At 67.7% G+C, this 20,893-nt stretch carries 26 protein-coding genes; 14 read left to right on the top strand and 12 right to left on the bottom strand.

Features of this window, described 5'->3' with window-relative positions; genetic code table 11:
- Positions 1–130 precede the first annotated feature (130 nt).
- The gene (gene pobA, locus DD542_RS12620; RefSeq protein ID WP_127805911.1) at positions 131–1,303 is read left to right on the top strand and encodes a 4-hydroxybenzoate 3-monooxygenase; all 1,173 of its coding nucleotides are present in this window, start codon (positions 131–133) and stop codon (positions 1,301–1,303) included.
- A 67-nt stretch (positions 1,304–1,370) separates the two neighbouring features.
- The gene (locus DD542_RS12615; protein WP_127805910.1) at positions 1,371–2,294 is read left to right on the top strand and encodes a CoA transferase; all 924 of its coding nucleotides are present in this window, start codon (positions 1,371–1,373) and stop codon (positions 2,292–2,294) included.
- A gap of 12 nt (positions 2,295–2,306) precedes the next feature.
- On the opposite strand, the gene DD542_RS12610 is transcribed toward DD542_RS12615, so the two are convergent.
- Positions 2,307–2,999: an aspartate/glutamate racemase family protein gene (locus DD542_RS12610; RefSeq protein ID WP_079365084.1), complete on the bottom strand. Its 693-nt coding sequence runs from the start codon at positions 2,997–2,999 to the stop codon at positions 2,307–2,309.
- Between the two features lie 123 nt (positions 3,000–3,122).
- Between DD542_RS12610 and DD542_RS12605 the strand changes: the two genes are divergently transcribed.
- A complete protein-coding gene (locus DD542_RS12605) occupies positions 3,123–3,584 on the top strand; it encodes an Lrp/AsnC family transcriptional regulator (RefSeq protein WP_164868471.1) in 462 nt (153 codons plus the stop codon).
- Here the strand turns inward: DD542_RS12605 and DD542_RS12600 are convergent.
- From DD542_RS12600 to DD542_RS12580, 5 genes are all read right to left on the bottom strand, one after another.
- Entirely contained in the window at positions 3,572–4,648 is a 1,077-nt protein-coding gene (locus DD542_RS12600) for an AI-2E family transporter (RefSeq protein WP_127805908.1), read from the bottom strand. The genes DD542_RS12605 and DD542_RS12600 overlap by 13 nt on opposite strands.
- Positions 4,649–4,926: 278 nt before the next feature.
- Positions 4,927–5,574 (bottom strand): LysE family translocator, encoded by a 648-nt coding sequence (locus tag DD542_RS12595; RefSeq protein ID WP_066152173.1) that lies wholly within the window; start codon positions 5,572–5,574, stop codon positions 4,927–4,929.
- Positions 5,571–6,098 carry a DUF1772 domain-containing protein gene (locus DD542_RS12590; protein ID WP_127805907.1) on the bottom strand — a complete coding sequence of 176 codons (528 nt, stop codon included), beginning with the start codon at positions 6,096–6,098 and terminating at the stop codon, positions 5,571–5,573. The genes DD542_RS12595 and DD542_RS12590 overlap by 4 nt, the downstream gene beginning before the upstream one ends.
- A 55-nt stretch (positions 6,099–6,153) precedes the next feature.
- A complete protein-coding gene (locus DD542_RS12585; RefSeq protein WP_127805906.1) occupies positions 6,154–6,732 on the bottom strand; it encodes a Crp/Fnr family transcriptional regulator in 579 nt (192 codons plus the stop codon).
- Positions 6,729–6,998 (bottom strand): TfoX/Sxy family protein, encoded by a 270-nt coding sequence (locus DD542_RS12580; RefSeq protein ID WP_127805905.1) that lies wholly within the window; start codon positions 6,996–6,998, stop codon positions 6,729–6,731. Before DD542_RS12580 ends, DD542_RS12585 begins: the two co-directional genes overlap by 4 nt.
- Positions 6,999–7,135: 137 nt before the next feature.
- Here DD542_RS12580 and mnmG point away from each other — a divergent pair, with 137 nt between their 5' ends.
- From mnmG to sugE, 8 genes are all read left to right on the top strand, one after another.
- Positions 7,136–9,133, top strand: a complete 1,998-nt coding sequence (mnmG, locus tag DD542_RS12575; RefSeq protein ID WP_127805904.1) for a tRNA uridine-5-carboxymethylaminomethyl(34) synthesis enzyme MnmG — start codon at positions 7,136–7,138, stop codon at positions 9,131–9,133.
- Positions 9,130–9,795 (top strand): 16S rRNA (guanine(527)-N(7))-methyltransferase RsmG, encoded by a 666-nt coding sequence (rsmG, locus tag DD542_RS12570; RefSeq protein ID WP_079366387.1) that lies wholly within the window; start codon positions 9,130–9,132, stop codon positions 9,793–9,795. The genes mnmG and rsmG overlap by 4 nt, the downstream gene beginning before the upstream one ends.
- Before the next feature lie 477 nt (positions 9,796–10,272).
- Positions 10,273–10,887, top strand: coding sequence for a LysE family transporter (locus tag DD542_RS12565; RefSeq protein ID WP_127805903.1), 615 nt, complete (start codon positions 10,273–10,275; stop codon positions 10,885–10,887).
- The gene (locus DD542_RS12560; RefSeq protein ID WP_241559543.1) at positions 10,887–11,510 is read left to right on the top strand and encodes an NADPH-dependent FMN reductase; all 624 of its coding nucleotides are present in this window, start codon (positions 10,887–10,889) and stop codon (positions 11,508–11,510) included. Before DD542_RS12565 ends, DD542_RS12560 begins: the two co-directional genes overlap by 1 nt.
- Positions 11,510–12,280 carry an AAA family ATPase gene (locus DD542_RS12555; RefSeq protein WP_079366389.1) on the top strand — a complete coding sequence of 257 codons (771 nt, stop codon included), beginning with the start codon at positions 11,510–11,512 and terminating at the stop codon, positions 12,278–12,280. Before DD542_RS12560 ends, DD542_RS12555 begins: the two co-directional genes overlap by 1 nt.
- Before the next feature lie 29 nt (positions 12,281–12,309).
- Positions 12,310–12,858, top strand: coding sequence for an alpha/beta hydrolase (locus DD542_RS12550; RefSeq protein WP_127805902.1), 549 nt, complete (start codon positions 12,310–12,312; stop codon positions 12,856–12,858).
- Between the two features lies 1 nt (position 12,859).
- A complete protein-coding gene (locus DD542_RS12545; protein ID WP_127805901.1) occupies positions 12,860–13,780 on the top strand; it encodes a ParB/RepB/Spo0J family partition protein in 921 nt (306 codons plus the stop codon).
- Positions 13,781–14,010: 230 nt separating this feature from the next.
- The gene (gene sugE, locus DD542_RS12540; protein ID WP_066152204.1) at positions 14,011–14,325 is read left to right on the top strand and encodes a quaternary ammonium compound efflux SMR transporter SugE; all 315 of its coding nucleotides are present in this window, start codon (positions 14,011–14,013) and stop codon (positions 14,323–14,325) included.
- Positions 14,326–14,464: 139 nt separating this feature from the next.
- On the opposite strand, the gene DD542_RS23595 is transcribed toward sugE, so the two are convergent.
- From DD542_RS23595 to DD542_RS12525, 4 genes are all read right to left on the bottom strand, one after another.
- Positions 14,465–15,307, bottom strand: coding sequence for a hypothetical protein (locus tag DD542_RS23595; RefSeq protein ID WP_066152209.1), 843 nt, complete (start codon positions 15,305–15,307; stop codon positions 14,465–14,467).
- A gap of 68 nt (positions 15,308–15,375) precedes the next feature.
- Positions 15,376–15,954: an SEL1-like repeat protein gene (locus DD542_RS12535; RefSeq protein WP_066152566.1), complete on the bottom strand. Its 579-nt coding sequence runs from the start codon at positions 15,952–15,954 to the stop codon at positions 15,376–15,378.
- A 120-nt stretch (positions 15,955–16,074) separates the two neighbouring features.
- Positions 16,075–17,499 (bottom strand): FAD-linked oxidase C-terminal domain-containing protein, encoded by a 1,425-nt coding sequence (locus tag DD542_RS12530; protein ID WP_127805900.1) that lies wholly within the window; start codon positions 17,497–17,499, stop codon positions 16,075–16,077.
- 107 nt (positions 17,500–17,606) lie between these two features.
- Complete coding sequence (locus DD542_RS12525; protein ID WP_206610668.1) at positions 17,607–17,909, bottom strand: EF-hand domain-containing protein; 303 nt, start codon at positions 17,907–17,909, stop codon at positions 17,607–17,609.
- A 213-nt stretch (positions 17,910–18,122) separates the two neighbouring features.
- On the opposite strand from DD542_RS12525, the gene DD542_RS12520 reads away from it, so the two are divergent.
- Complete coding sequence (locus DD542_RS12520) at positions 18,123–18,689, top strand: cob(I)yrinic acid a,c-diamide adenosyltransferase (RefSeq protein WP_079366393.1); 567 nt, start codon at positions 18,123–18,125, stop codon at positions 18,687–18,689.
- A complete protein-coding gene (locus tag DD542_RS12515) occupies positions 18,686–19,018 on the top strand; it encodes a hypothetical protein (protein ID WP_066152221.1) in 333 nt (110 codons plus the stop codon). The genes DD542_RS12520 and DD542_RS12515 overlap by 4 nt, the downstream gene beginning before the upstream one ends.
- A gap of 18 nt (positions 19,019–19,036) precedes the next feature.
- Here DD542_RS12515 and DD542_RS12510 read toward each other — a convergent pair whose 3' ends face one another.
- Positions 19,037–20,161, bottom strand: coding sequence for a PilT/PilU family type 4a pilus ATPase (locus DD542_RS12510; RefSeq protein WP_127805899.1), 1,125 nt, complete (start codon positions 20,159–20,161; stop codon positions 19,037–19,039).
- A gap of 118 nt (positions 20,162–20,279) precedes the next feature.
- On the opposite strand from DD542_RS12510, the gene DD542_RS12505 reads away from it, so the two are divergent.
- Complete coding sequence (locus DD542_RS12505; RefSeq protein ID WP_127805898.1) at positions 20,280–20,495, top strand: DUF3079 domain-containing protein; 216 nt, start codon at positions 20,280–20,282, stop codon at positions 20,493–20,495.
- Here DD542_RS12505 and DD542_RS12500 read toward each other — a convergent pair.
- Positions 20,467–20,892, bottom strand: coding sequence for a hotdog fold thioesterase (locus DD542_RS12500; protein WP_127805897.1), 426 nt, complete (start codon positions 20,890–20,892; stop codon positions 20,467–20,469). The two genes, DD542_RS12505 and DD542_RS12500, sit on opposite strands and share 29 nt — an antisense overlap.
- Position 20,893 lies beyond the last annotated feature (1 nt).

The raw sequence follows: 20,893 nt of genomic DNA, 5'->3' as shown, positions 1-20,893 counted from the left end.
TGCGAAGTGTTGCGCGATCATCGCACACGATGGCCAATCAACGCGCAAACTCGTCTGACGGCTATAGCGATTCTGGAGTGGGCGACCTACAGTGCCTGTCACCCGTTCCACCCTTCCCAGGAGACAAACCATGCGCACCCAAGTCGCGATCATCGGCGGCGGCCCCTCCGGCCTCATGCTGTCCCAGCTGCTGCACCTCAAGGGCATCGACACCATCGTGCTCGAACGCCAGAGCCGCGAATACGTGCTCTCGCGCATCCGCGCCGGCGTGCTGGAGCACGGCTTTGCCAAGCTCATGCGCGAAGCCCAGTGCGGCGAACGCATGGACCGCGAAGGCGAGATTCACGACGGCTTCTACATCTCCGACAACGGCAACATGCGCCGCGTCGACCTGCACAAGCACAGCGGCGGCAGCTCGGTGGTGGTGTACGGCCAGACCGAACTGACGCGCGACCTGTACGAGGCCCGCGACAAGATGAACGGCGTGGTGATCCACAACGCCGAAGACGTGCAGCCGCACGACCTCAAGAGCGACCAACCCTACGTCACCTACCGCCAGGGCGACGAGGTGGTGCGCATCGACTGCGACTACGTGATCGGCGCCGACGGCTTCCACGGTGTGAGCCGCAAGTCCATCCCGCGCGATGTGCTCAAGGAGTACGAGAAAGTCTACCCCTTCGGCTGGCTGGGCGTGCTCTCGCGCACCAAGCCGGTGTCGCCCGAGCTGATCTACGCCAAGCACGAGCGTGGTTTTGCCCTGTGCTCGCTGCGCTCGCAGGTGCTATCGCGCTACTACATCCAAGTGCCGCTGACCGACACGGTGGAAGACTGGAGCGACGACAAGTTCTGGGAAGAGCTCAAGCGCCGCCTGCCGGCCGACGTGGCCGAGCGCCTGATCACCGGACCGTCGATCGAGAAGTCCATCGCCCCGCTGCGTTCGTTCGTGGCAGAGCCGATGCGCTACGGCAACCTGTTCCTGGCCGGCGACGCGGCGCACATCGTGCCGCCCACCGGTGCACGGGGCCTGAACAGCGCCGCGTCCGATATTTATTACCTGTACCACGCACTGGTCGCGCACTACAAGGAGGGGGACGACACCGGCCTGGACAACTACTCGGCCAAGGCCCTGGCCCGGGTCTGGAAGGCGCAGCGCTTCTCGTGGTGGATGACCACCATGCTGCACACCTTCCCGGACAGCCTGCCCTACGACCAGAAGCTGTCCCAGACCGAGCTGGAGTACCTGTTCTCGTCCGAGCGCGCACAGGGCTCGCTGGCGGAAAACTACGTCGGCCTGCCGTTCTGAACGGCCCCGGTCACAGCTGTCGCCCGGACGCTGGCCGGGCGTCAGCGTTCCGGGTTAAAAACGGGCCATGGCTGCCAAGACCCCCTCTTCACCCACCACGCCCAAACCTGCCGCCGCGCTCAAGCCCCTGCGCGGCGTGCGCGTGCTCAGCCTCGCGCTGAACCTGCCCGGCCCGGCCGCGCTCATGCGCCTCAAGGCCATGGGCGCCACCTGCCTCAAGGCCGAACCGCCCGGCCCCAAGGGTGCCAGCGGCGACCCGATGGGCCAGTACAACCCGACCGCCTACGCCACGATGCACGGTGGCATCAAGGTGCTCACCGTCGACCTCAAGGCCGACAAGGGGCAACAACAGCTGCACAAGGCACTGGCGCGCACCGACGTGCTGCTGACCTCGTTCCGCCCGTCGGCGCTGCTCAAGCTCGGCCTGGGCTGGAAGGCACTGCACAAGGCCTACCCGGCGCTGTCGGTCGTGGCCATCGTCGGCGCGCCCGGCGCACGCGCCGAAGAGCCGGGTCACGACCTCACCTATCTGGCCGACGCCGGCCTGGTGACCGGCCTGGACCTGCCCGCCACGCTGTTCGCCGACATGGGGGGCGCGCTCATGGCCAGCGAGGCGACGCTGAAGGCCGTGCTGGCTCAGAAAACCAGCGGCAAAGGCGTGTTCCAGGAAGTCGCGCTCAGCGATGCTGCGGCTTGGCTGGCCCTGCCCCGCAGCTGGGGCCTGACGCAACCCAAGGGCGCCGTCGGAGGCGCGCACGCGGGCTACCGGGTCTACCCCTGCAAGGACGGCCGGGTCGCCGTGGCGGCGCTGGAGCCGCATTTCGCAGCCTCACTGTGCGCGGCAGCCGGCGTGTCCATGGACGGCATGGCCACCCTGTTCAAGCCCGCCACACACCAGGCCATTGCCAGCTTCCTTGCCGGCCGGACGCGCAGGCAGCTGGATGCGCTGGCGGTTGCCCGCGACATCCCGCTGCACACGCTCGCCCGCTGAGGGGCCAACGCTTCAGTTCGCCAGCGAGAACTCCACCGCGGCCAACGCGTGCAAGGCCGTGGTGTCGAAGGTCGGGATCGGGCTGTCTGCGGGACGGATGATCAGTGGCAGCTCGGTGCAGCCCAGCACCACACCTTGAGCGCCGCGGGACTGCAGGTCGGCGATGCAGTCGGTGAACCACTGGCGCGAGACCTCGTGCAGCTCGCCGCAGCACAGCTCCTCGAAGATGATGCGGTGGATCTCCTGGCGCTGCACCTCGTCGGGCAGCACGCAGCGGATGCCGCGCTGCGCCAGCCGCTCGACGTAGAACGCCCGCTCCATGGTGAAGCGCGTGCCCATCAGGCCCACGGTATCCAGGCCCTGCGCAAGGATTGCGTCGGCCGTCACGTCGGCGATGTGGATCAGCGGCACCTCGGTCGCGGCCTGCACCTGCGGCGCCAGCTGGTGCATGGTGTTGGTGCCGATCAGCAGGCACTCGGCGCCGGTATCGGAAAGGCGCCGCGCCGCGTCGCACAGGATGCCGGCCATGCCGTCCCAGTCGCCCACGCGCTGGCGCTGGGCGATGTCCTGGAAATCCAGGCTGACCAGGTTCATGCGGGCGCTGCTCAGGCCGCCGCGCCGGCGCGCCACCTCGCGGTTGATGATCTGGTAGTACAGGGTGGTCGATTCCCAGCTCATGCCGCCGATCAGGCCAATGGTTTTCATGATTTCTCCTTGTAAAGCGATCTGGGAAGTGTCCCATCGCCCCTGGGAAAAACGCTTGCCTTTTGCACCTAGAAGAAGGCAATATTGAGCAAACATCTGCTCAAAAAATCCATGAAAAGAAAACTGGATGCCACAGACCGGCAGATCCTCGCCATCCTGCAACGCAACGCCGAAACCCCGCTGGCCGAGGTCGCCGCCGCCGTGCACCTCTCGTCCACGCCGTGCTGGCGGCGCATCCAGCGCCTGCGCGAACAGGGGTTCATCACGCGCCAGGTGGCACTGGTCGACGCCGCGAAGATCAACCTGGGCGTGACCGTCTTTGTCTCGGTGCGCACCAGCCAGCACAACCAGGCCTGGTTCGAACGCTTCCGCGACGTGGTGCGCGACATCCCCGAAGTGATGGAGCTCTACCGCATGAGCGGCGACGTGGACTATCTGATGAAGATCGTGGTGCCCGACATCGCCGCCTACGACCGGGTCTACCAGCGCCTGATCCGCTCGGTCGACCTGTCGGACGTGAGCAGCAGCTTTGCGATGGAGGAACTCAAGAACACCACCGCCCTGCCGCTGGACTACGCCGACTGAGGGCGCTCGGGCTTGTCGCCCAGCCCGCGAACCCACTCGCGCCAGATCGCCACCAGCAGCGCCATCAGCACCGGACCGACGAACAGGCCCACCATGCCCATGGTCGAGACCCCGCCCACCAGGCCGAAGAAGGTCGGCAGGAACGGCAGCTTCACCGGCCCGCCCACCAGGCGCGGGCGCAGCGTCTTGTCGACGATGAACAGCTCGACCGAGCCCCAGGCGAACAGTGCCAGCCCGGCCACCGCATCGCCCGAGCCGACGAGATAGAGCGACACCAGTGTGAACGAGAGCGGCGCGCCGCCCGGGATCATGGCCATGAACCCGGTGATCACCCCCAGCAGCACCGGCGACGGCACGCCTGCAATCCAGTACGCCACACCCAGCACCACCCCTTCGCCAATGGCGATCAGACCCATGCCCGTGACGGTGGCGCTCACCGTGGCCGGCACCACGCGCGAGAAGCGCTGCCAGCGCTCGGGCAGCAGGTGCTCGCCCACCCGGTCGAGCTGGTCTGTGATGTGAGCGCCGTCCTTGTAGACGAAGAACAGCGTGATCAGCATGAACAGCACTAGGAGCAGCAGACCCGCCAGGTTGCCTGCCGCCGCCAGCACGGTGCGCGAGATGTTGCCCACATGCTGCCCCGACAGCATCTGGATCCAGGCGCCCAGGGCATGCGGTTCGCCCAGGTGTTCGCGCCACAGCGCCGCCAGCTGGGCGCCGACCAGCGGCAGCGCCTCGATCCAGGCCGGCACGGCGGCGCCGTGGCGGTTGGCCTCGATGGCCCAGCGCACGAAATCGCTCGCTTCGCGGATGGCAAAGTGGATCGCCACCGACAGCGGCACCACCAGCACCACGAGCACCACGAGGATCGCCAGACTGGCGGCCAGCGTGGTCCTGCCGGAGCAGCGGGACACCAGCCGACGGTAGAGCGGCCAGGTGGCGAACCCGATGATCAGGGCCGCCAGCCCCGGAACAAGAAAACCGTGAAAGAAATAGATGCCGGCGGCAAGGATGAGCAGCAGCAGACCGCGGGTGATGAGGGAGGCGCTGAAGACGGGAGGCATCTGGCCATTCTGGCACGGGGGCACGAACTCACTGGCGCTGTCGGGCACCCGTTCTGCGGCCGGAACCTGCACGCCGCTGGATCGGACACAGACACCTTCGGGTAAGCCCAACTCCGCACCGTGAAGTCTCCTCGAATTCCTGAGCCAGTCAGAAGTAGAGGTTGGGGAACAGTTTGACACGGTACTCGACCGGTGGGATCAATGTTCGGCATCGCGGCGCAGCGCTCCATTTGCGGCATCAGCCAGTGCCGGTGCTTCGTATCTGAACAGTATTTGGGTTAGGGTGCGCCCCGCCGCCACAGCGCCATGCCGCCCGCCAGCACCAGCAGCGCCAGTCCGCTGGCGCGGTCGAGGTGGCGCAAGGCGCGCGGACTGCCGAAGCGCCGCGCTCCGCCCGCACCCGCCAGTGCAAAGGCCAGCAGCACCGCGCCATCGATGCCTGCGAACACGGCGGCCAGCAGGGCGTACTGCGGCAATTGCGGGGCGCCGGGGTCGATGAAGGACGGCAGCAGGGCTGAAAAGAACAGGTAGCCCTTGGGGTTGGTCACGGCGACGGTGAAGCTGCGGCGGAACACGGCGGCGGGGCGTTCGCGGTGCGCCGGTGGCGCCGCCGTGGCATGCGCCTGGCCCGAGGCCATGGGGGTGTCGGGCGACCGCAGCAGGCGCCAGCCCAGCCAGGCCAGGTAGGCCACGCCGGTCCAGCGCAGCAGCTCAAAGGCGGCGGCGGAGGTGGCGAGCAGGCTGCCCAGTCCGGCGGCCACGGCGGCGATGAGCACCGCGTCCGACAGCACCGCACCGCCCAAACCGGGCAGGGCCGCCCCCACCCCGTGGCGCGCGCCGTGGTTCAGCGCCAGCAGGGTGGTGGGGCCGGGTGTGGCCACCGTGACGAGGGCAAGAGTCGAAAACAGGAGCATGGAGTCGTTCATGGGCGTGGCTTCTCGGGGAGGGAAGGAGGCTGCAGGCGCAGCACCAAGGTGAACAGGCCGCCCACGAACAGCGCCAGGCTCAGGCCGCTGCGCCACAGGTTGGCCCGGTTCCAGGCGCCGCGCACTCCAGCCCAGTCGGCCGGCAGGGTGGCCGGGGTCCACGACTCGGTGAGGTGGTTCAGGGGCAGGTTGACCTGGCGGGTGAACAGCACGATGCCCAGCGCATAGGCGGCCACGGTCAGCGCCAGGCACCACCACCACCCGCGGCGCCGCTCGGCCCAGGCCAGGGCCAGCGCGAGCAGACCCAGCGGCACCGGACCGAAGAAGCAGGCCAAGAAGCCGGCGTGGCGCACGTTCCGGTTGAAGGCCGACTGCACCAGGGCGTAGGTCGGGCCGTCGAGCTCCAGCGTCGCGAGGTTGACGTTGGCGCTGTAGGTCGCGAAGAAGCCGGCCATCAGGCCCAGCAGCAGCACGGTCAGCAGCTGGGCGGTCAGCGAGAGTCGGTCGTTGAGGTGTGAGGGCATGGCGGGCTCCGGAGTCGGGGTGCCCTCACTGTGGCGGCGCCAGGCCGCCGGTGCCTTAACCCGGGTTCAGCCGTCGGCGGATGCGCGACAAGGCCACGTCGGTGACGCCAAGCCAGGACGCCAGGTGGCGCAAGGGAATGCGAGCCAGCCAGTCCGGGTGCTCGGCCAGCAGGGCCAGGTAGCGTCCGGTGGCGGTGAGCTGCAGAAAGGCGTGTTCGCGCGCCATCTTGTCCTGCAGCAGGGCGGCGAGCACGCGGTGCTCCAGGGCCTGCCAGGGTGCGAATCCCGCGAGGGCGGTGGACCAGGCAGACCAGGGCAGGGCCCAGACCCGACTGGGCTCCAGCGCTTCGACCCAGAAGTGCACCGGCTGGTCTCGCAGGCTGGGCGTGATCGGCCAGACCAGGGCGCCGTCGAGGTAGAAGTTCTTGTTGGCGGCCTGGCCGTCGCGGTCGAGGTAGTACAGCCGCATCGCGCCGCGCTCCAGCCACCAGAGGTGTTGCCAGCGCTCGCCTTCGTGCAGCAGGGCCTGGCCCTTGGACATGCTCAGGGGTTGGGCGCCTTGGCACAGCGCGGCGGCGGGCGGGGGCAGGGGGCCGAGCGTGCGCGTGAGGTGGTCCAGCAGGGCGTGGGTCATGGCTGCATCGCTTCCTGCAAGGTGTCCAGTTCGAGCAGCAGGCGGGTGCGCTCCTCGCGGGCCACCACCCGCCAGTCCTGGCTGGTCAGTGCGCCTTCCATCGCCCAGAGCAGGTTGAGACTGGCGTTCTGCCCGGCGGTCTTGACCTTCAGATACGCGCGCACCGAGCCGAGCCGTTCCAGGTCGGCTCGGCTGTGGATGCCGGCGGCGGCGAGCATGGCGAGGCTTTTGGGGCCAAGGCCGGGTAGTTCACGGGGTGTGGGCATGGCTGCGCGGAAAAAGGCTTGATGGGACAATACCGGGTTTCCGAGCGGCCGGGGCAGGCCGCCGCAGCGTGTTTCACGTGAAACATCGCCAGGAACCATCGGCCGGACTGGGCCGCTCCCTTACGCGCTCTATATATATGTTGTACCCCCAGGAATTCGATGTGATCGTCGTTGGCGGTGGCCATGCCGGCACCGAGGCCGCGCTCGCGGCCGCGCGCATGGGCTGCGCCACGCTGCTGCTCACCCACAACATCGAGACGCTGGGCCAGATGAGCTGCAACCCCAGCATCGGCGGCATCGGCAAGGGCCACCTGGTCAAGGAGGTGGACGCGCTGGGCGGGGCGATGGCGCTGGCCACGGACGAGGGCGGCATCCAGTTCCGCATCCTCAACAGCAGCAAGGGTCCGGCCGTGCGCGCCACCCGTGCCCAGGCCGACCGCATTCTTTACAAGGCGGCCATCCGCCGCATGCTGGAGAACCAGCCCAACCTCTGGCTGTTCCAGCAGGCGGTGGACGACCTGATGGTGGAGGGCGATCGTGTGGTCGGCGCTGTGACGCAGGTCGGCATCCGCTTCCGCAGCCGCACGGTGGTGCTGACCGCGGGCACCTTCCTGGACGGCAAGATCCACGTCGGCCTGAACAACTACGCGGCCGGCCGGGCGGGCGATCCGCCCGCCGTGTCGCTGAGCGCGCGGCTCAAGGAGCTGAACCTGCCGCAGGGCCGTCTGAAAACCGGCACACCGCCGCGCATCGACGGTCGGACCATCGACTGGTCCAAGTGCACCGAGCAGCCCGGCGACGGCGTGCCCGGCGGCATGAGTCCGGATCTGCCGGTGCCGGTGTTCAGCTTCATGGGTTCGACGGCCATGCACCCGCGCCAGATTCCCTGCTGGATCACGCACACCAACGCCCGCACGCACGAGATCATCCGCTCCGGTTTCGACCGCAGCCCCATGTTCACCGGCAAGATCGAGGGCGTGGGCCCACGCTATTGCCCCAGCGTGGAAGACAAGATCAACCGCTTCGCCGACAAGGACAGCCACCAGATCTTCCTGGAGCCCGAGGGCCTGACCACGCACGAGGTCTACCCCAACGGCATCAGCACCAGCCTGCCGTTCGACATCCAGTACGCGCTGGTGCGCAGCATGCCGGGGCTGGAAAACGCCCACATCCTGCGCCCGGGCTACGCCATCGAGTACGACTACTTCGATCCGCGCTCGCTCAAGAACAGCTTCGAGACCAAGCAGATCCAGGGCCTGTTCTTCGCCGGCCAGATCAACGGCACCACCGGCTACGAAGAGGCCGCGGCCCAGGGCCTGTTCGCCGGGCTGAACGCCGCGCTGCAGTGCCAGGGCAAGGACGCCTGGCTGCCGCGCCGCGACGAGGCCTACCTCGGCGTGCTGGTGGACGACCTGGTGACCCAGGGCGTGACCGAGCCCTACCGCATGTTCACCAGCCGGGCCGAGTTCCGCCTGCAGCTGCGCGAGGACAACGCCGACATGCGCCTGACCGAACAGGGCAGGGCCATGGGTCTGGTGGATGACGCCCGCTGGGATGCCTTCAGCCGCAAGCGCGACGCTGTTTCACGTGAAACCGAGCGCCTGAAATCCACCTGGGTGAACCCGCGCATCCTCGAGGCCGCCGAGTCCGAGCGGGTGCTGGGCAAGGCCATCGAGCGCGAATACAACCTGTTCGATCTGTTGCGCCGGCCGGGTGTGTCGTACCCGGTCCTGATGGGCATGGGCGAAGGGCGTTGGGCGCCGGTGGCCAAGCCGGACGATCAGGATGCGCGGCCTGTGGCTTCACGTGAAACACTGGGCGAGCTGCACGACGCGGTGGTGGAGCAGGTGGAGATCGCGGCCAAGTACTCGGGCTACATCGACCGGCAGAAGGACGAGGTCGAGCGTGCTGCCCACTACGAGCACCTGAAGCTGCCACCGGATCTGGACTACGCACAGGTCACGGCGCTGTCGTTCGAGGCGCGGCAGAAGCTGGCCAAGCACCGGCCGGAGACGCTGGGCCAGGCCTCGCGCATCTCGGGCATCACGCCGGCCAGCATTTCGCTGCTGATGATTCACCTGAAGAAGGGTGGGTTCAAGGGTTTTGCCCGCACCACGGAAGAGCAGGGCGCATGAGTGCGGCCGCCTTGAAACCGGCGCTGGAAGCCGGGTTGCGCGAGCTTGGCCTGACCCTGTCCGACGCGCAGGTGGACCAGCTGCTGGCCTACCAGGACCTGATCGCCAAGTGGAACAAGGTCTACAACCTGACAGCGGTGCGCGACCCGCAGGAGATGCTGACGCACCACCTGCTGGACAGTCTGGCCGCCGTCGCGCCGCTGCTGCGGCAGACGGGCGGTGAGTCTGTGAAGTTGCTGGATGTGGGGTCGGGTGGTGGGCTGCCGGGCGTGGTGATCGCCATCACCTGCCCGCAGATCCAGGTGCACTGTGTGGACACGGTGCTCAAGAAGGCAACCTTCATCCAGCAGGTGGCGGCGTCGCTCAAGCTGCCGAACCTGCGTGGCATTCATGCGCGGGTGGAGTCGCTGAAGGCGGAGGAGGGTGGTGGCTACGACGTGGTCTGCTCGCGTGCGTTTGCCTCGCTGGTGGATTTCACGACCTGGTCGCGTTCGGCGCTGAAGCCGGGGGCGGTGTGGATGGCGATGAAGGGCAGGCACCCGGCGGACGAGTTGTCAGCCTTGCCTGCGGATGTGTCGGTGTTTCACGTGGAACAGTTGAAGGTGCCAGGTCTGGATGCGGAGCGGTGCATCGTTTGGCTTCGGCCTGCTGCTTTGGCTTGAGTGCTGTTCCTCGTGGAGACCTCGCGCCAGGCCATTGGCGACATGCGCGTTCTCCGGCCCACCTCGCGGGCGAACATCCGGGTCCGCTGAACCCCTCTCGTCAACCCTGGGCCTGTTCGCCGCCGCGTGGGCAACCGCGAATGGGGCCTGCGCCCGCGCACATCGCCAACGGTCTGTGAGAGGTGATGTGGGCGCACCACCGATGGCTCGCCCTGTTTCGCTGGAGGGGCTGTGGCGTGTGGATGGGCGGCGGGACGATTCGCGGTTGCCAATGAGGAGGCGAACCAGCACGGCGTTGACGAGGCTACGCAAGCGTTCAGACCCGCCAGACCGCGAGCTGGACCAGAGCTCGGCCACGCGACGCAGCCCCCTCAGAACAACGGTTGAGCGAAACAAGCGGCACTCAAACCACAAAGCCAGCCGAAAGAAAACACCCCTCACGTAAACTCGACCGCTCCACCCCAGAGAAAGCCCCCCATGTTCGGCATCGCTGACTACGGCGCCTTCGTCGCCGCCATCGTCCTGTTCCTCGCCATCCCCGGCCCGGGCAACCTCGCCCTTATCACCTCCACCGGCAAAGGCGGCATCCGGGGCGGCATGGCGGCCACCTTCGGCGTCATCGCCGGCGACCAGGTCCTGATGTGGCTGGCCGTGGCCGGCGTGGCCGCGCTGCTCGCCGCCTACCCCACGGCCTTCAGCTTCGTGCAATGGGCCGGCGCCGCCTACCTCGCCTGGCTGGGCTGGAAAATGCTCACTGCCAAACCCGGCGACGCGCCCGTGCTCAACATCCGCCCCAGCCAGTTCTTCCAGCAGGCCGTCACCATCACCCTGCTCAACCCCAAGGCCATCGTCTTCTACATGGCCTTCTTCCCGCTCTTCGTCGACCCAGCGCGCCACCAGGGCCTGATCACCTTCGGCGCCATGGCCGCGACTATCGCCGTCCTGACCTTCCTCTACGGCCTGACGGTTGTGCTGCTGACCCACTTCCTGGCCGAGCGCATGCGCGCCAACCCGCGCATCACCCAGACGCTGAACAAGCTCGCCGGCGTCTTCCTCATCGGCTTCGGCGTCAAGCTGGCCATCTCCAAGTGATGTCGACGATGGCAGATCCGCCACGGCGTTTGCTGGCGCTATGCGGCAGCCTGCGTCAACAGTCCCGCAGCCTCACCTTGCTGGAGGCGTTCGGGCACCGGGTGCCCGCATGGGCCACCTTCCAGATCCACCGTGGACTCGGCGACTTGCCGCTGTTCAACCCCGACGACGAAGCCTCCCCGGCCGCGGAAGTCCGGCGGCTGTGGGCGGCGGTCGATCAGGCCGATGCCCTGATCATTGCCAGCCCCGAATACGCGCACGGCGTGACCGGGACCATCAAGAACACCCTGGACTGGTTGGTCGGTCATCCCCCGTTTGCGGGCAAACCCGTCGCCGTGCTCAACCCGTCTCACCGGGCCGAACATGCCGATCTGGCCCTGAAGGAAACCCTGCGCACCATGGCGGCCCGGCTGGTCGACGGCGGCTGTCTTCGCATCCCCGCGACCGCATCGGAACTCGGTGCGGCGCCTCTGGCGCACACCCTCCCGTTTTCCACCCTGATCGATGACGTCTGGGGCGCGTTGAGGACGGCGCTGGTTGACACGTCCCCACGCGACGAACAGGCGCCGGCATCGCCCGGCCAACCCCACCCGCAGCCACAGGCCGTGGCGGAGAACTGCTGATGGCAAAAATTTTCTGTGTCGCCAACCAGAAGGGCGGTGTCGGCAAGACCACCACCACCGTCAACCTCGCGGCTGGTCTGGCCAAGGTGGGGCAGCGCGTGCTGATGGTCGACCTCGATCCGCAGGGCAACGCCACCATGGGTTCGGGCGTGGACAAGCGCAGCATGGCGCTGTCGGTCTATGACGTGCTGCTGGAGTCGGCCTCGGTGGCGGAGGCGGCCATCCATTCCGAAAAATGCGGCTACCACGTGCTGGGCGCCAACCGCGAACTGGCCGGTGCCGAGGTCGAACTGGTCGAACTGGAGCGCCGCGACCAGCGCCTGAAGGCCGCGCTGGCCGCGGTGGATGCCGACTACGACTTCGTGCTCATCGACTGCCCGCCGTCGCTGTCCATGCTCACGCTCAACGGCCTGTGCTCGGCGCACGGCGTCATCGTGCCCATGCAGTGCGAGTACTTCGCGCTCGAAGGCCTGACCGATCTGGTCAACACCATCAAGCAGGTCCACGCCAACCTCAACCCCGACCTGCAGATCATCGGCCTGCTGCGCGTCATGTACGACCCGCGCATCACGCTGCAGCAGCAGGTGAGCGACCAGCTCAAGGCCCACTTCGGCGACAAGGTGTTCGACACCGTGATCCCGCGCAACGTGCGCCTGGCCGAGGCGCCCAGCTACGGCCTGCCCGGCGTGGTGTTCGACCCGTCGGCCCGCGGCAGCCAGGCCTTCATCACCTTTGCCAACGAGATGGTCGAGCGCATCCGCAAGATGTGATGTGAGCGCCGGCTTTCGCTGAACCCCATATGAAACAAGAGAATGTCCTGATCCTGCCCGGTTGGCAGAACAGCGGCCCCGAACACTGGCAGAGCCGCTGGGAGGCCCTGCACGGCTACCGCCGCGTGGACCAGCACGACTGGATGACGCCCAGACGCGGCGACTGGATCGCCCGGCTGGAAGACGTGATCCTGGGCTGTGATGGCCCGGTGGTGCTGGTGGCGCACAGCCTGGGCTGCATCCTCACGGCCGCCTGGGCGGAAGTTTCGCGCAGCACCGACCGCGTGCAAGGTGCGCTGCTGGTCGCGCCCGGCGACCCGGAGCGCGACGAGCTGCGTCCCCTGCTGCCCAGCTGGGCGCCCATCGTGCGCCAGCGCCTGCCGTTCCCCAGCATCCTGGTCGGCAGCCGCGACGACCCCTATTGCAGCTTCAACAAGGCGCAGTCCCTGGCCGGGAGCTGGGGCTCGCGTTTCATCGACTACGGCGAGTGCGGCCACATCAACGCGGAGTCCGGGTTGGGAGACTGGCCGGAGGGGCGTGAGCTGCTGAGCGAACTGACAGAAAAGAAAGACAACTGAGATGGTCACCAAAAAACCCAAGGGCCTCGGCCGCGGACTCGAAGCCCTGCTCGGACCCAAGGTCGCCGACGCGCCCGCTGCGGCCCCCGCCGCTGAAGGCACGCCCAGCCGCCTGGCGCTGGACCAGCTGGTCGCCGGCGTCTACCAGCCGCGCACGCGCATGGACGAGGGCGCGCTCTACGAGCTGGCCGAGTCGATCAAGGCGCAGGGCATCATGCAGCCCATCCTGGTGCGCCGGCTGGCCGACGGTCCGAACGCCGGCAAGTACGAAATCATCGCGGGCGAGCGGCGCTTCCGCGCCTCGAAGCTGGCGGGTCTGGCCGAGGTGCCGGTGCTGGTGCGCGACGTGCCCAACGAGTCCGCCGCGGCGATGGCGCTGATCGAGAACATCCAGCGCGAGGACCTGAACCCGCTGGAAGAGGCGCAGGGCCTGCAGCGGCTGGTGAAGGAATTCGGCCTGACGCACGAACAGGCCGCGCAGGCTGTGGGGCGCTCGCGCTCGGCCGCGTCCAACCTGTTGCGCCTGTTGCAGCTGGCCGAGCCGGTGCAGACCATGCTGATGGCCGGCGACATCGACATGGGCCATGCGCGCGCGCTGCTGTCGCTGGAGAAGGCGGCGCAGATCACGGCGGGCAACCAGATCGCGGCGAAGAAGCTGTCGGTGCGCGAGGCCGAGAACCTGGTCAAGAAGATCGGCGCCGAGTTCAACCTGGTGCCGCAGCAGCCCAAGAAGGAAAAGTCGCGCGACATCCGCCGGGTCGAGGAAGAGCTGTCCGACCTGCTGACCGCCGAGGTCGAGGTGCGCATCAAGAAGCGCGTCAAGCGCCACGGCCGCGTCGAGGAGATGGGCGAACTGGCGATCCAGTTCGGCTCGCTGGACGAGCTCAACGGTCTGATCGACAGGCTGCGCAACGAGCGCTGACTCCGGCAGGTTTCGTTTTTGTGGCGTCCTTACCACCCATGGAACATGAGGCTCCTGGGGCTGGAAAACGCCGCATTCAGGGCATGTGGCTACACTCGTGACCCTCGATTCAGAGGCATGCCGCGAGACCACACGCCTTGTGGCCCGCCGCTGGCGAGGACGACCTCGTCGGCGTTTCTCTCCCACGGGACGACCCGCAGTCTGGTACGCCTGTACCAGGGAGCCGCTCCATGACTTGGTTCTTTCTGGTTGTTGCCGGCCTTTTTGAAATTGGCTGGGCAATTGGATTGAAGTACACCGAAGGATTCACGCGATTCTGGCCAACGGCAGGAACGATCGGCGCGATGGTTGTCAGCGTCGCATTGCTCGGCCTTGCGATGCGCACCCTGCCTGTCGGCACCGCCTATGCGGTGTGGACGGGCATCGGGGCCGTGGGCACGGTCGTTTTGGGAATGCTCCTCTTCAACGAACCAGCCACCTTCGGCAGGCTGGCATGCGTGGGCCTCATCCTCGCGGGCATCGTGGGGCTGAAGCTGACGACGTAGAGCGTCGTGCACCGAGAGGCCACGGCTGCGACGGGCCTTCCCCCCTGGAAAAAGAAACGCCCCAGTCGTTGACTGGGGCGGACCTGTCGGCTCTCACCGGAGAGCCTCTATCTGGTTGCGTCGCGCGGAGGAGGGGAGATCAGTTCCCCACCTTCAGCTGGCCGCCCTTGCCCAGACCGCCCTTGACTTCCTGTGCCTTGTAGTTGCGCAGGGCGATGACCATCTGGTTGTAGGAGTCGGTGAACGCGGCCACCGTGGCCTTGCCGGCCGGCGAGCGCGAGAAGCCGCCGAGCGAACCGGCCGCGCTGGGGCCGAACGCGCTCAGGGCCGCGCCGTAGTTGGTGGCGGTGGCGTTGCCTTCGGAGATCGCGATCTGCACGCCCGAGCGGATGTCGAACATGGTCAGCGTCACGACCGAGGCCTTGCTTTCCAGACCACCGGCGATGGCGGCCAGGTTGCGGTTGCGGCCACCCAGCAGGCCACCCAGCGCGCCGACCACCTGGCCGGTCGACTCGTTGTCGATGATGATCGCGGGTTCGAGGTAGTAGTCGGCCGCGACGCGCTGGCCCTTCTGCTGCTGCGAACCGGCGCGGAACTCACCCGAGTTGCGCTGCTTGTCGGTGATGGCGGAGATCTTGCTCTCGGTCTTGTTGTTGCCGATCGAGGTGATCACGAAGCAGTTGGACTGGGCCACAGCCAGGCGGATCAGCGGCTCGATGGTGGTGACCTGGGTGGCGGCACCGAAGCTGCCCCACCATTCTTTGCCGCGGCCGTCGTCGACCGCCAGGGTGCCCAGCGGCGAAGCGCAGCGCTCCAGCGATTCGTTGGCGCCGACGCTGGTGCCGCCGGCGGCGGCGCCGGTGGCGGCGGTCGGGCTGGAGCCGGTGGTCACGCGGCCGCCGCCCGCGCCGCCGCAGGCGGTGAGCGTCAGGCCCAGGGCCAGGGCGATCGCAACGCGGGAGGGGGTGGTGTTCAGTTTCATGGATACCTTCCTGGTGTCAGTCAAAAAACATGGCTGGCCGCTTTGGATGAGCCGGCCCGCCGGGGGGGTCAATAGTAGTGCCAGCGGCCGTCGCGCCAGTAGGTGCGGTAGGCGTAGCCGCTGTACCAGCCCGCCACCCAGCCGTTCTTGCGCACGGTTTCACGCCATTCGTAGTCTGTCTGCGCCTGCTCCTTGGCCTTGCGCGCCTGGGTGAGCAGCTTCTTGGCTTCCTTGTCGCCCTTGTCGGCGGCCATCATCAGCCAGCGCTCGGCTTCAACGGGATCGGAGCCCATTTCTTCCAGGCCGAACAGGTAGAAGCGACCCAGGGCCTGGGCGGCCTTGAAGTCGCCGCGCTCGCCGGCATCTCGCATCCACTTGATGGCCAGGTAGCTGTCCTTCTTCACGCCATCGCCGCGGAAGAAGCGCAGACCCAGGTCGTAGGCCGCGCGGGGGTCCTTGGCGGCCATGGCCTCCAGCGCCAGCAGCTTGGGGTTCTGGGCCGGGTCGGGCTGGGCGGCCAGCTCGGCTTCGAAGGTCGCGGTGTTGCGCGGCCGGTCGGAGCAGCCGCTGGCGTCGCAGATGCGGATGGTGTCCTGGGCGAAGGCCGCCGAAGACACCAGCAGCAGGGAAAGGCAGAGTTGTTTCATGGGACCGCATGCAGGGGTGTGACAGAAGAAAAAAGTGTACAGCGCCATTTTCTTGCTGCACAGCGGTCCGACCCTCGGGCTCCGGACCGCTGGCTCCCCTGCGTGGAGGAGGTGCCGGGCTCAGAGCGCGAAGATCTTGCCCGGGTTGAGGATGTTGTCCGGGTCCAGCGCGCGCTTGAGCGTGCGCATCATGGTGATGGCGCCGTCGCCGGCCTCGCGGCGCAGGAAGTCCATCTTGTGCAGGCCCACGCCGTGTTCGCCGGTGCAGGTGCCTTCCAGGTCGAGCGCGCGCGCCACCAGCTTGTGGTTCAGCGCTTCGGCGGTGTGGTGCTCCTCGGGCTTGGCCGGGTCGATCAGGTAGCCGAAGTGGAAGTTGCCGTCGCCCACGTGGCCGACCAGGAAGTAGGGGATGCCGCTGGCGTCGGCCTCGGCCACCGAGTCGAGCAGGCAGTCGGCCAGGCGGCTGATCGGCACGCAGGTGTCGGTGCTGATGGCGCGGCAGCCGGGCCTGCTCTGGATGGCGGCGAAGTAGGCGTTGTGCCGCGCGGTCCACAGGCGGGTGCGCTCCTCGGGCGTGGTCGCCCATTCGAAGGCGTTGCCGCCGAACTCGCCGGCGATCTCCTGCACCGTCTCGGCCTGCTCCTTCACGCTCGCGGGCGAGCCGTGGAATTCCATCAGCAGCATGTGTTCTTCGCGCAGGCCCAGCTTGCTGTGCGCGTTCACCATGCGCACGGTGTTGGCGTCGATCAGCTCGCAGCGCGCGATCGGCACGCCCAGCTGGATCACCTGGATCACGGTGCGCACCGCCGCTTCAATGGTGGGAAACGAGCAGGTTGCGGCCGAGATCGCCTCGGGCAGCGGGTAGAGCTTGAGGGTGACCTCGGTGATGACGCCCAGCGTGCCTTCGCTGCCCACCATCAGGCGCGTGAGGTCGTAGCCGGCGCTGCTCTTCTTGGCGCGCGTGCCGGTGCGGATCACCTCGCCCTGCGCGGTGACGACTTCGAGCGCCAGCACGTTCTCGCGCATGGTGCCGTAGCGCACGGCGTTCGTGCCGCTGGCACGGGTGGCGGTCATGCCGCCGATCGAGGCGTCCGCGCCCGGGTCGATGGGGAAGAACAGGCCTTCGCTTTTCACCGCGTTGTTCACGCCCATGCGGGTGATGCCCGGCTGCACGGTGACGGTGAGGTCTTCGGCGTTGATGGACAGCACCTGGTCCATGCGGCTGACGTCGATGCTGATGCCGCCCTGCACGGCCAGCAGGTGGCCTTCGAGCGAGGAACCGACGCCAAAGGGAATGACCGGCACCTTGTATTGCGCGGCCAGTTTCACCGCGTCGGCCACGTCCTGCGTGGACTCGGCGAACACCACGGCCGAGGGCGGCGGCACTTCGAAGATCGACTCGTCGCGGCCGTGCTGCTCGCGCACCGCCTGGGCGGTGGAGCAGCGGGCGCCAAAGCGCGACTGCAGGGCCTGGATGAGTGCGTGGGGCACCTCGCGCAGCGAAAGCTCGGGCGCGAGGTGGGAGGCGGTGGTGGGGGCGTTCATGGCGGTCTCCTGGTCGGTGCGGGCCTGTCGCGCCCGTGATCAGCCGGCAGTGTAGACCGGGCGTCCCGCCGCGAACAGCGCGCACGGGACTGCCCCCACCCGGGACATCACATCTTCATGGCCCGGCTGAACTCGGTGGCGTTGATCGTGCCGTCCTTGTCGGTGTCGGCGCTGTCGAACTTGGCGGCCAGCGCCGGCAGGGTGGTGGCTTCGTCTTTGCTGAGCTTGCCGTCGGCGTTCTTGTCGGCCTTGGTGAAGGCGGCCGTGATCTCGGTGTCGGTGGCGGCGGGCTTGGCCGGGGCGGCGGTGCTCTGCGCGTAGGCGCTGCCGGCCACCCCCAGGGTGACGCCGGCGATCAGCAGCAGGCTGCGGGCTTCGAACGAGGTGAGACGGACAAATCGTCGGGACATGGGTCGCTCCTTGAATGTTGAAGGGACGCCCATTGCACCGTCGATGACCCCACGGGGCCAGTGTTTTTGCCGCCTGTTTCCGCACGCATGCTCTGCTTGCCTCAGACACATTTGTGAGCCTTCGCTTACAGCACCATGCCCCCGTCGCCGGCTTTCACGGACAATGGTCCGGTGCGGCGCGCAACAGGTGCGCCGCGGCAGCAGGAGACCTCCATGGGCAACCGCCTATCCCAAATTGCAACCCGCACCGGCGACGCCGGCACCACCGGTCTGGGCGACAACGCCCGCGTGTCCAAGAACAGCCTGCGCGTGCACGCGATGGGCGACGTGGACGAACTCAACTCCCACATCGGCCTGCTGCTGTGCGAAGACATGCCGGCCGACGTGCGCACGCTGCTGGTCGAGATCCAGCACCAGCTGTTCAACCTCGGCGGCGAGCTGTCCATTCCCGGCTACGAGCTGCTCAAGCCCGAGGCCGTGCTGGCGCTGGACGAGGCCCTGGCCACTTATAACGAACAGCTGCCGCGCCTGCAGGAGTTCATCCTGCCCGCCGGCAACCGCGCCGCCAGCCAGGCGCATGTCTGCCGCACCGTGGCGCGCCGCGCCGAGCGGCACCTGGTGGCGCTGGGCAACGAAGAGGCCATCAAGGAGGCGCCGCGCCAGTACCTCAACCGCCTGTCCGACCTGATGTTCGTGCTCGCGCGCGTGCTCAACCGCATGAACGGCGGCGACGACGTGTACTGGAAAAGCGAGCGGCTGCAGCAGGGCGGCCAGGAGTGAAACCGCTGCTGCTCATGGCACTGGCGCTGGTGCTCGCGGCGCCCGGGGTGGTTGCGGCCGCCGCCAGCCGCGTCGGCCTGGTCTGCGAGGCGGTCTACGCGCCGGCGCGGGAGATCTGGGTGCGCCGGGTCGAGATCAGCTACGACGACCAGCGTGTGAGTGCGGTCGGCATCGACGGCGTGCCGGTGCACAGCTTTGCGGTCAATGGCACGGTCATCCTCACCGCGCTGGACAACGAGCGCATCCAGATCGACGTGGCGCGGCTGTCCTGGCAGAGCGACTTCCGCGGCCTGGCCCAGTCGCAAGGCCGCTGCGAACGGGCGGTGTGAACCGCCGCCGGCCGGCGGTCAGGTATCGATGTGCAGCCCGACCGTGTCGGGCCGCTGGCCGCTGTTCAGCCGGATGCGCAGCGAGAGGTCGGTGCGCGAGTCGGCGTGCTCCACCGCCTGCTCGGCCGTGAGTTCGCCCTGGGTGTACAGGTCGTAGAGCGACTGGTCGAAGGTGCGCATGCCCAGCTCGTTGCTCTTGGCCATCACATCCTTGATGTCGTCCACCTGCCCCTTCTGGATCAGGTCGGAGACATAGGGCGACAGCAGCATCACTTCCACCGCGGGCACCAGCTTGCCCTGCACGCCGCGGATCAGGCGCTGGCCCACCACGCCCTTGAGGTTGAGTGACAGGTCCATCAGCACCTGCCGGTGGGCCGCCTCGGGGAAGAAGTTGAGGATGCGCTGGATCGCCTGGTTGGCGTTGTTGGCGTGCAGCGTGGACAGGCACAGGTGGCCGGTCTCGGCGTAGGCCAGCGCGTGCTGCATGGTGTTGAGGTCGCGGATCTCGCCGATCATGATCACGTCCGGCGCCTCGCGCATGGCGTGCCGCAGGGCCTCGTCGAAGGACTTGGTGTCCAGACCGACTTCGCGCTGGTCGACGATGGACTTGCCATGGCTGTGCTCGAACTCCATCGGGTCTTCGACGGTCAGGATGTGGCCGGCCGCATTCTGGTTGCGGTGGTCGATCAGCGATGCCAGCGTGGTCGACTTGCCCGATCCTGCGGCACCCACGATCAGCACCAGCCCGCGCTTGAGCATGGACAGGCGGCTGATCGACGCCGGCAGTTTGAGTGTCTCCAGCGAGGGAATGCGGGCGTTGACGTGCCGCACCACCACGGCCACCTCGCCGCGCTGGCGGAACACATTGATCCGGAAGCGGCCCAGGCCGTTGATGGCGACGGCCAGATCGCACTCCAGTGTGGCCTCGAACTCGCGGATCTGCGACTCGCGCATCGCGGAGTACGCCAGCCGCTTGATGCGCTCCGGGTTCAGGGGGTCTTCCTGCAGGCGCCGCATGACGCCATGCACCTTGAGGGCGGGCGGGGTGCCGGCCGAGAGAAACAGGTCGGACGCCCCGTGCGTGACCATGGCCGACAGGTAGTGGCTGAGGTCGTCTTCGGGCGAAGGGAAGAGGGGGTCCATGGTCAGGAAAAAGACGGCTTTTTATCCATATCGGCCGCCGGTGCCCTGTCTTGACCACTTCTGATCTGTGTCAGTTCCCTTCCGGCCGGACCGGGGCACACTGGTGCGCATCCACACCATGAGCAAGCGTTTTCCCGCCAACCCGCCCCATCCCGAGCGCAACTGCTGGGGCTGCGACCGCTATTGCGCGGCGAACAGCATGCTGTGTGGCAATGGCTCGGAGCGCACCCAGCACCCGGCCGAGCTGTTCGGGCCGGACTGGGCGGCGTGGGAGGCGCCCGCCGAAGCGGAGGCCGGAGCCCCGCTCAGCGGGGCTGAAGCACCGCCATCGTGATGCGGGAGACGCAGGTCAGCTCGCCCGCGTCGTTCTTCAGTTCGATCTGCCAGACCTGGGTCGTCCGGCCGATGTGCACCGGCCGCGCGGTGCCCGTCACCCAGCCGCTGGTGGCGCCCTTGAGGTGGTTGGCGTTGATGTCCAGGCCCACCGCGCGGTAGCCTTCCGGCACGCTGAACGCGGCGCCGCAGGAACCCAGCGTTTCCGCCAGCACCACGCTGACGCCGCCGTGGAACAGGCCGTAGGGCTGGATGGTCCGTCGGTCGACCGGCAGGCGGGCGGTGATGAAATCGTCGCCCACCTCCAGGAATTCCATGCCCAGATGCTCGTTGGCCGTGCCGCGGCTGACGGCGGTGAGGATCTCGCAGGAGATGGGTTGCTTCCACACACGCGCCATG

It is taken from the genome of Hydrogenophaga sp. NH-16 (assembly GCF_004006415.1).
Classification (GTDB): domain Bacteria; phylum Pseudomonadota; class Gammaproteobacteria; order Burkholderiales; family Burkholderiaceae_C; genus Hydrogenophaga; species Hydrogenophaga pseudoflava.
The sequence above is the reverse complement of the archived record's forward strand: the minus strand, read 5'-3'. Positions and strand labels throughout refer to the sequence as shown.

Coding starts and splice junctions, on each gene's coding strand:
- pobA (WP_127805911.1), top strand. CDS start 131: ATGCGCACCCAAGTCGCGATCATCGGCGGCGGCCCCTCCGGCCTCATG.
- DD542_RS12615 (WP_127805910.1), top strand. CDS start 1,371: ATGGCTGCCAAGACCCCCTCTTCACCCACCACGCCCAAACCTGCCGCC.
- DD542_RS12610 (WP_079365084.1), bottom strand. CDS start 2,999: ATGAAAACCATTGGCCTGATCGGCGGCATGAGCTGGGAATCGACCACC.
- DD542_RS12600 (WP_127805908.1), bottom strand. CDS start 4,648: ATGCCTCCCGTCTTCAGCGCCTCCCTCATCACCCGCGGTCTGCTGCTG.
- DD542_RS12595 (WP_066152173.1), bottom strand. CDS start 5,574: ATGAACGACTCCATGCTCCTGTTTTCGACTCTTGCCCTCGTCACGGTG.
- DD542_RS12590 (WP_127805907.1), bottom strand. CDS start 6,098: ATGCCCTCACACCTCAACGACCGACTCTCGCTGACCGCCCAGCTGCTG.
- DD542_RS12585 (WP_127805906.1), bottom strand. CDS start 6,732: ATGACCCACGCCCTGCTGGACCACCTCACGCGCACGCTCGGCCCCCTG.
- DD542_RS12580 (WP_127805905.1), bottom strand. CDS start 6,998: ATGCCCACACCCCGTGAACTACCCGGCCTTGGCCCCAAAAGCCTCGCC.
- mnmG (WP_127805904.1), top strand. CDS start 7,136: ATGTTGTACCCCCAGGAATTCGATGTGATCGTCGTTGGCGGTGGCCAT.
- rsmG (WP_079366387.1), top strand. CDS start 9,130: ATGAGTGCGGCCGCCTTGAAACCGGCGCTGGAAGCCGGGTTGCGCGAG.
- DD542_RS12565 (WP_127805903.1), top strand. CDS start 10,273: ATGTTCGGCATCGCTGACTACGGCGCCTTCGTCGCCGCCATCGTCCTG.
- DD542_RS12560 (WP_241559543.1), top strand. CDS start 10,887: ATGTCGACGATGGCAGATCCGCCACGGCGTTTGCTGGCGCTATGCGGC.
- DD542_RS12555 (WP_079366389.1), top strand. CDS start 11,510: ATGGCAAAAATTTTCTGTGTCGCCAACCAGAAGGGCGGTGTCGGCAAG.
- DD542_RS12550 (WP_127805902.1), top strand. CDS start 12,310: ATGAAACAAGAGAATGTCCTGATCCTGCCCGGTTGGCAGAACAGCGGC.
- DD542_RS12545 (WP_127805901.1), top strand. CDS start 12,860: ATGGTCACCAAAAAACCCAAGGGCCTCGGCCGCGGACTCGAAGCCCTG.
- sugE (WP_066152204.1), top strand. CDS start 14,011: ATGACTTGGTTCTTTCTGGTTGTTGCCGGCCTTTTTGAAATTGGCTGG.
- DD542_RS23595 (WP_066152209.1), bottom strand. CDS start 15,307: ATGAAACTGAACACCACCCCCTCCCGCGTTGCGATCGCCCTGGCCCTG.
- DD542_RS12535 (WP_066152566.1), bottom strand. CDS start 15,954: ATGAAACAACTCTGCCTTTCCCTGCTGCTGGTGTCTTCGGCGGCCTTC.
- DD542_RS12530 (WP_127805900.1), bottom strand. CDS start 17,499: ATGAACGCCCCCACCACCGCCTCCCACCTCGCGCCCGAGCTTTCGCTG.
- DD542_RS12525 (WP_206610668.1), bottom strand. CDS start 17,909: ATGTCCCGACGATTTGTCCGTCTCACCTCGTTCGAAGCCCGCAGCCTG.
- DD542_RS12520 (WP_079366393.1), top strand. CDS start 18,123: ATGGGCAACCGCCTATCCCAAATTGCAACCCGCACCGGCGACGCCGGC.
- DD542_RS12510 (WP_127805899.1), bottom strand. CDS start 20,161: ATGGACCCCCTCTTCCCTTCGCCCGAAGACGACCTCAGCCACTACCTG.
- DD542_RS12505 (WP_127805898.1), top strand. CDS start 20,280: ATGAGCAAGCGTTTTCCCGCCAACCCGCCCCATCCCGAGCGCAACTGC.
- DD542_RS12500 (WP_127805897.1), bottom strand. CDS start 20,892: ATGGCGCGTGTGTGGAAGCAACCCATCTCCTGCGAGATCCTCACCGCC.